We start from the raw sequence: 5,267 nt of genomic DNA on the forward strand, positions 1-5,267 counted from the left end.
AACGCCCCCCGCCGCCCCTGCCGCCGCCGCCCCCCCCGCTCCGCGACCGGCCGGGCGGCCCTTGGCGGCGCCGGGCCCTCCGCAGCGCTTCTGGCTGCGCGGCGTCGGCAGGTGTGCAGCGCTTTAGGTACGGGCGGGACGTGCGCGTCGTTGCTGTGTCGGTCGGTGGGCTGATTGGGTAGCTGGGGCCCCAGGTGGAGTGCTGTGCTTTGCGCGGTGAGTTGGCGCTCATGCCGGTAGCGGCTCTGTCAGATCCATCGGTAGTTGGAGTCGTCCAGGGTGGGAAGCATCGTGGATGAGGCATCGATGTGTTCGTCGGGGTTGTCGAGATCAGCGATGGGCACTGGCGGGAAGATGTCCAGGCCTCGCGTCTGCTGGTACGGCATCCAGATGATGTCTCCGCGGCCGACAGCGTCGTCGTCTTCGAATGTCTTCAGCTTCGGGCGGACTTGCGGGCTGAGGCGGACCCGGTAGACCATGTGCAGCTTGCGTGGGGGACTGGAGCCGGGCCGGGTCACCATGGCGTCCATGAGCCAGGTGAAGTTGGGCGGGCTGTCGAGGTCTTCCGGGGCCAGGCCGAGTTCTTCCTCGAGTTCCCGTTGTAGGGCGTCGGGCAGGGGTTCGGCGGGTTCAACGTTGCCGCCTGGCAAGGAGTAGTGGGTCATGCCGTGGTCGTTCGTTCGGCGGATCAGTGCCACGTCTTGACCGTCGAAGATTAGGGCCGCGACACGGATCTTGATGCGGTCAAATGCGGTCGGCTCGCCGTTTGTCATACGTCATCCCTTGTTTGTGGTGCTGGCTCGGCGGGCGTCCTGCGGTTGCCCATGCCCCTGCGGGCGCCGTGCCAGTCGATTACCTCGCCCCAGGACCTCTTTCGGTCTGCGCCGGCCGTAGGGAAGGGGTTGTTTGAGGCCGGGGGGTAGAGGCGGGGGTAGTTGCGTACTTCCACGTAATCGCGGTCGAGGCGTCGGGCGATCTCGGCAAGGCTCACCCGGTCTTTTCGGGGCCATTCGCGTTCGGGCGTTGCTGGCGGCCCGAACTCGGGGTTTGACTTCTGGTGTGCTTCGACGGCCGCTTCTACTTCGGACCGTAGGTACACCTTCATGGGCCGGCCGCGGGTGGCGGTGCGCTTGCCGGCGCCCTCGAGCGCCGTGGGCCACTCCGGCCAGTGGACCCACTCGCGTGTCACTGTGCCCTCGGCTACCTGGTAGTGCCCGGCCACATGCCGGACCGTCCAGTAGTCCGGATCATCCCATTCGAGGACGCGCGTCATCTGTCTCCTTAGCGAATTTAGGCCGACTCTACTACGGTGTGCCGTGCCTGCGGGTGAAATCCTTGACGTTCAGGTGCCGGCCGGGGCGTGGGTGCTCCGGTGGGTCGGGGCTAGGAGTCTTTAACGGGAGTCCGCCGAGCGGGGGCTCTCCCGGGGCAAGAGCAGGGGCCGAGCGCCGACTGCAGCGAGGTCACCACGTGAACGGGGGAGGCTTCTGCCTGCGTTGGTCTCGTCCCGACTGTGGCCGGCCGGTGGTGAAAACGGGGCTCCGCCCCCAGCCCCCGGCTACCCAGCCCAGAGGGGAAGGGGGCCCGTCTGTGGCCTGCGGCGGGGTGGGTGGTTGGGGGTGGAGGGCTCTGGGGGGTTCCCTCCGCTCAGGCAGCGCCAGAGGCAAGCAGACCGCCCCTCGGGGCATCCAGGCCAAGCCGCGCAAGCGCGGTCGCCTACGGCGAGCCCGGACACCCCGACGACCGGCCCGCTAGGGCTTCGCCCGCTGCCCGACCGGAGGGAACCCCCCAGAGCGGGTCGGGTGTTGCTGACGCAGTCCAGCCCTGGGCAACATTGCCGATTTCCCCAGGGCTGACCGTAGTAGAACCGGAAGTTATTTGCTATGCTTAAGGGGTCGGAAAGGGGGAGGGGCGCCACCGCCACTGCCCCTTGCTTGGAAACAAGGCTTTTCATAGCATCGACCGTAGTAGAACCGGAGGAAATAACAATGGGTGAACACACCCATCTGCCGAGCCAACTCGGCGACCGGGCCCAAACGGCCCACGATGAACTGACCAGCGCGCTGGCCGGACGCCCGCTGATCGACTTCGACCGCCACACCACCGGCGGACGTGTCGCCTACACCGCACCCGTCCCCGTGTCGGCTGCCCGTCCCGCCCTCTCGCTCGGCTGCTACAGCCCGTGGCAGCCCGCCTCCCCCGCCGAGGCCATCGCAGCCGAACACGGGACCGGCGAGCGCCCCGGGGGCGAGCGCAAGCACACGTGGTGGGCCACCATCGCCGACCGCGCCGCCGCCCGTATCGAGAGCTTCGGCCGACCGCCGGTCATCGCCGGTTGGTACGCCGTTCCCTACCTGCACGCGCTTGCGGGCCCAGGGGGCGCCGTCGCCGGACTTCCCGTGAACGTCCGCAGCCAGATTGAGGACAAGAGCGCGATCGGCCGCATCCTGCGGAGCGCCCAGGTTCCCACCCGCATGATCATCGGGGCCCGCACCTACCGTGACCGGCTCCCGAGCCTCACCGACATGCGGACCCAGGTCGGCAGCCGCCGCATCGTCGTCCAGTCCGCCCACAGCGCAGGCGGACGAGGCACCGTATTCGTCAACGACCAGAGCGGCATGCACGAAGCCGCCGCCCTGCCCGGCCCGTGGCGCGTGTCCGCGTTCGCGGAGGGCTGGAGCTCGAACACCACCGTTCTGTCACTTCCCGACGGGAACGGCGGCGTACGGGTCTACGTAGACCGGCCCTCACACAAGGCCATCGGCGTAGAGGCCGTAGGCATCGGACCCGCCAAGAGCGCCGGTAACGACTGGTCCCAGCCGTGGCCGACCACGGGGGTTGCCGACGTGATCGAAGCGGCCACCCGCATCGGTCAATGGGCATGGCGAGAGCACCGCCTCACCGGCCTGTGGGGCATCGACACCATTTGGACCCCGGCCGGTCCCGTGATCAACGAGATCAACGCCCGCAAGCAGGGAACCACCGAGGTTTCCGGCGTCAACCAGCAGCTTTCCGGATTCCCCCCGCTGGTGGTCGCCCACCTCACGGCCATGCTCCACCACCCCGTGACGTGGCTCCCGTCGCCGGAGGAGTTCAACACGGCCACGATCACCGCCAACGCCGGAGGAGTCCCGGCCCCCTACTACCTCAAGATTCGTGCCCGCCAGGCACTCACCCTCCCGGACGACTTCCCCGGATCCGGCATCTACCGCCTCACCGGCAGCCGCCTCACATGGGACGGCCCCGGAGCCCACCCGGCCGACGCCGACAGCGACACCGGCCGCGTGCTCATCGCCAACGCACCGCAGGCAGGGACCACGTGCCCGCCCGGTGCCGAGCTGGCCACCGCCGAAGGGATCACCACCGGCGCCGCCTCGCCCTTCGCCGGACCGGCAGAACTCTCCCCGCACGGCCGCACCCTGCTGGCCGCCATCGACAGCCTCACCAACCACAACGAAGGGACCAACCGATGAACGCTCCGAGCCTGATCGCCCAGATCCGCGCGCTCCCCACAGAGGTACTGACCCGCCTTCAGTACCTTGCCCCCGCTACCGGCTGCTTCAACCGGTGCTCCTTCTGCTCCCAGGCCGCCGGACGCGAGGTCTGGCAGCTCACCCGCCCCGGTCTGTACGCGCTCATGACCGCGCTCGCCACCGTCGCCAACGAGCGCGGCGTACGCATCGCACGAGGCCGCGACGCCCACCGGCCGGGAACGATCTTCCCCTACCTCGACAACGACATCATGAGCTACCCGTACCTCGACGACTTCCTGTCTCTCGCAGAGAGCGAACTCAGCGCCAAGGTCCGCGTCTCCACCGTCGGCTACTCCGCCGCCGCGCCCGATCTGCGCGCCATGCACCACAGGATCGCCGCCGAGTTCGTACACGTCCTGGACGGGGTCCGCCTCTCACTCACCCCCTACACCCTCGGGTGGACCGATCGCGCCGCCGAGTCCACCACCCGGCAGCAGTTCACGAAGGACCTCACGAACCTGCTGGCCACCTACCGGCCCGCGTTCGACCAGCTGGGCCACGGCGCCGCAACCGCCGCCGTGGAACTCCGATTCGCCCCACTGCTCGGCATCGTCGCGGTAGCCGACACCAGCATCGACGGACACCACGTCATCACAGCAGGCCCCCACATGCTGATCAGCACCCAGCCGACCACCGACCCCGTGCCCCACGCCCGGGTGAGCGCCCTCACCGAGAACAACCAGCCTGTGTTTTCCGTCCCCCCGCGCCGATACATCCACATCACCGCCCAGGGACTGGACAGCACTGCCGTGCGAGCCGCCATCAGCGGCACTCTCACCCGCCCGCACGAGCGACGAGAAGTGGACCTCTACCAGTTCAGCAACGCAGACGGCCCCTACTACGCCGCCAACCCGACGTTCGCCGAAGACGGCCGCTTCACCGCGCTGCACATCTACCTGGCCACCAAGCGCCGGAAGGTCTCCGGGTACACCGACGCAACCCGCACCTTCCTCAACACCCTGCTTGCGATCAAGGCCGGTCAGGGCATCGCGCGCCGCGAACCCTTCCCCGCCGCGACGTGGAACCACGTGCGGCAGATCATTCAGGACATGACCGACCGGGCCAAGGCCCTGGACGCCATCGACCCGACCGCCGCGCAGCACATTCGCACGGAAATCCTTCCCATCGTGGAGACCTACAGCAGCGCCATGCGCGCGGCCGGGTACCCCGCCGCCGCTGTGTTCTCCCGCGAGTTCACCATCGACACCGGGCAGATCGTGAACCAGGGGCGCGGTATGGGACTCTTCCGAGGACTGGCCGCCACCACCGATGAGCCGATGACCCCCCGCGAAGAGCGAGGCTACGGAGAGGTCAGCGTCTCCAGCGCCCGAGGCACGGTATGGCGCATCGCCCCGGTGCCGTTCACCCCGGCCGGACGCCTCACCGTCGCAGTCAAGGGCGAAAAGAACCTCACCGCCGACACCCCGTCGCTCGTGATCGAGGAACTCGATCCCCGGCACCTGCGCAACACCGACAGGGCCACGGGCGAACCGCTGCGGCGCTTCGTTCTCACGGGAGTGGAAATGGAACACATCACCCTGGACCAGGGCCGCAACCGTAGGGCATTCCCCGGCCTCGCACACTGAGACACCCCCGGAAGGGGGGGGGGGCCCCCCCGGAGCGGGGGGCGCCCCCCCCCCCCCGGGTGGGGGGGTTTTAAAAAAACAACCCCCCCCCCACCCCCCCCCAGGCCCAGGCCACCCCCCAGCCCAACGACCCAAAGAAAGACCCCCC

General features: G+C 68.8%; 4 protein-coding genes. 2 read left to right on the forward strand and 2 right to left on the reverse strand.

Going from position 1 to position 5,267, the window contains the following annotated elements; all coding sequences use genetic code 11:
* Nucleotides 1–248 precede the first annotated feature (248 nt).
* Nucleotides 249–773, reverse strand: a complete 525-nt coding sequence (locus tag ACFW48_RS38265; protein WP_386323226.1) for an NUDIX hydrolase — start codon at nucleotides 771–773, stop codon at nucleotides 249–251.
* Nucleotides 770–1,273 carry a hypothetical protein gene (locus ACFW48_RS38270; RefSeq protein ID WP_386323228.1) on the reverse strand — a complete coding sequence of 168 codons (504 nt, stop codon included), beginning with the start codon at nucleotides 1,271–1,273 and terminating at the stop codon, nucleotides 770–772. The genes ACFW48_RS38265 and ACFW48_RS38270 overlap by 4 nt, the downstream gene beginning before the upstream one ends.
* A 715-nt stretch (nucleotides 1,274–1,988) precedes the next feature.
* Here ACFW48_RS38270 and ACFW48_RS38275 point away from each other — a divergent pair.
* Together ACFW48_RS38275 and ACFW48_RS38280 are read left to right on the forward strand one after the other, a co-directional pair.
* The gene (locus ACFW48_RS38275; RefSeq protein ID WP_386323230.1) at nucleotides 1,989–3,473 is read left to right on the forward strand and encodes a hypothetical protein; all 1,485 of its coding nucleotides are present in this window, start codon (nucleotides 1,989–1,991) and stop codon (nucleotides 3,471–3,473) included.
* On the forward strand, nucleotides 3,470–5,119 hold the full coding sequence (locus tag ACFW48_RS38280; RefSeq protein WP_386323232.1) for a hypothetical protein: 1,650 nt from the start codon (nucleotides 3,470–3,472) through the stop codon (nucleotides 5,117–5,119). Before ACFW48_RS38275 ends, ACFW48_RS38280 begins: the two co-directional genes overlap by 4 nt.
* Nucleotides 5,120–5,267: the final 148 nt, after the last annotated feature.

It is taken from the genome of Streptomyces sp. NPDC058812, assembly GCF_042744565.1.
Lineage (GTDB): Bacteria > Actinomycetota > Actinomycetes > Streptomycetales > Streptomycetaceae > Streptomyces > Streptomyces thinghirensis.

What these genes read in the sequence shown, in the direction of transcription:
- ACFW48_RS38275 (WP_386323230.1), top strand. Translation starts at nt 1,989, where the DNA reads ATGGGTGAACACACCCATCTGCCGAGCCAACTCGGCGACCGGGCCCAA.
- ACFW48_RS38270 (WP_386323228.1), bottom strand. Translation starts at nt 1,273, where the DNA reads ATGACGCGCGTCCTCGAATGGGATGATCCGGACTACTGGACGGTCCGG.
- ACFW48_RS38280 (WP_386323232.1), top strand. Translation starts at nt 3,470, where the DNA reads ATGAACGCTCCGAGCCTGATCGCCCAGATCCGCGCGCTCCCCACAGAG.
- ACFW48_RS38265 (WP_386323226.1), bottom strand. Translation starts at nt 773, where the DNA reads ATGACAAACGGCGAGCCGACCGCATTTGACCGCATCAAGATCCGTGTC.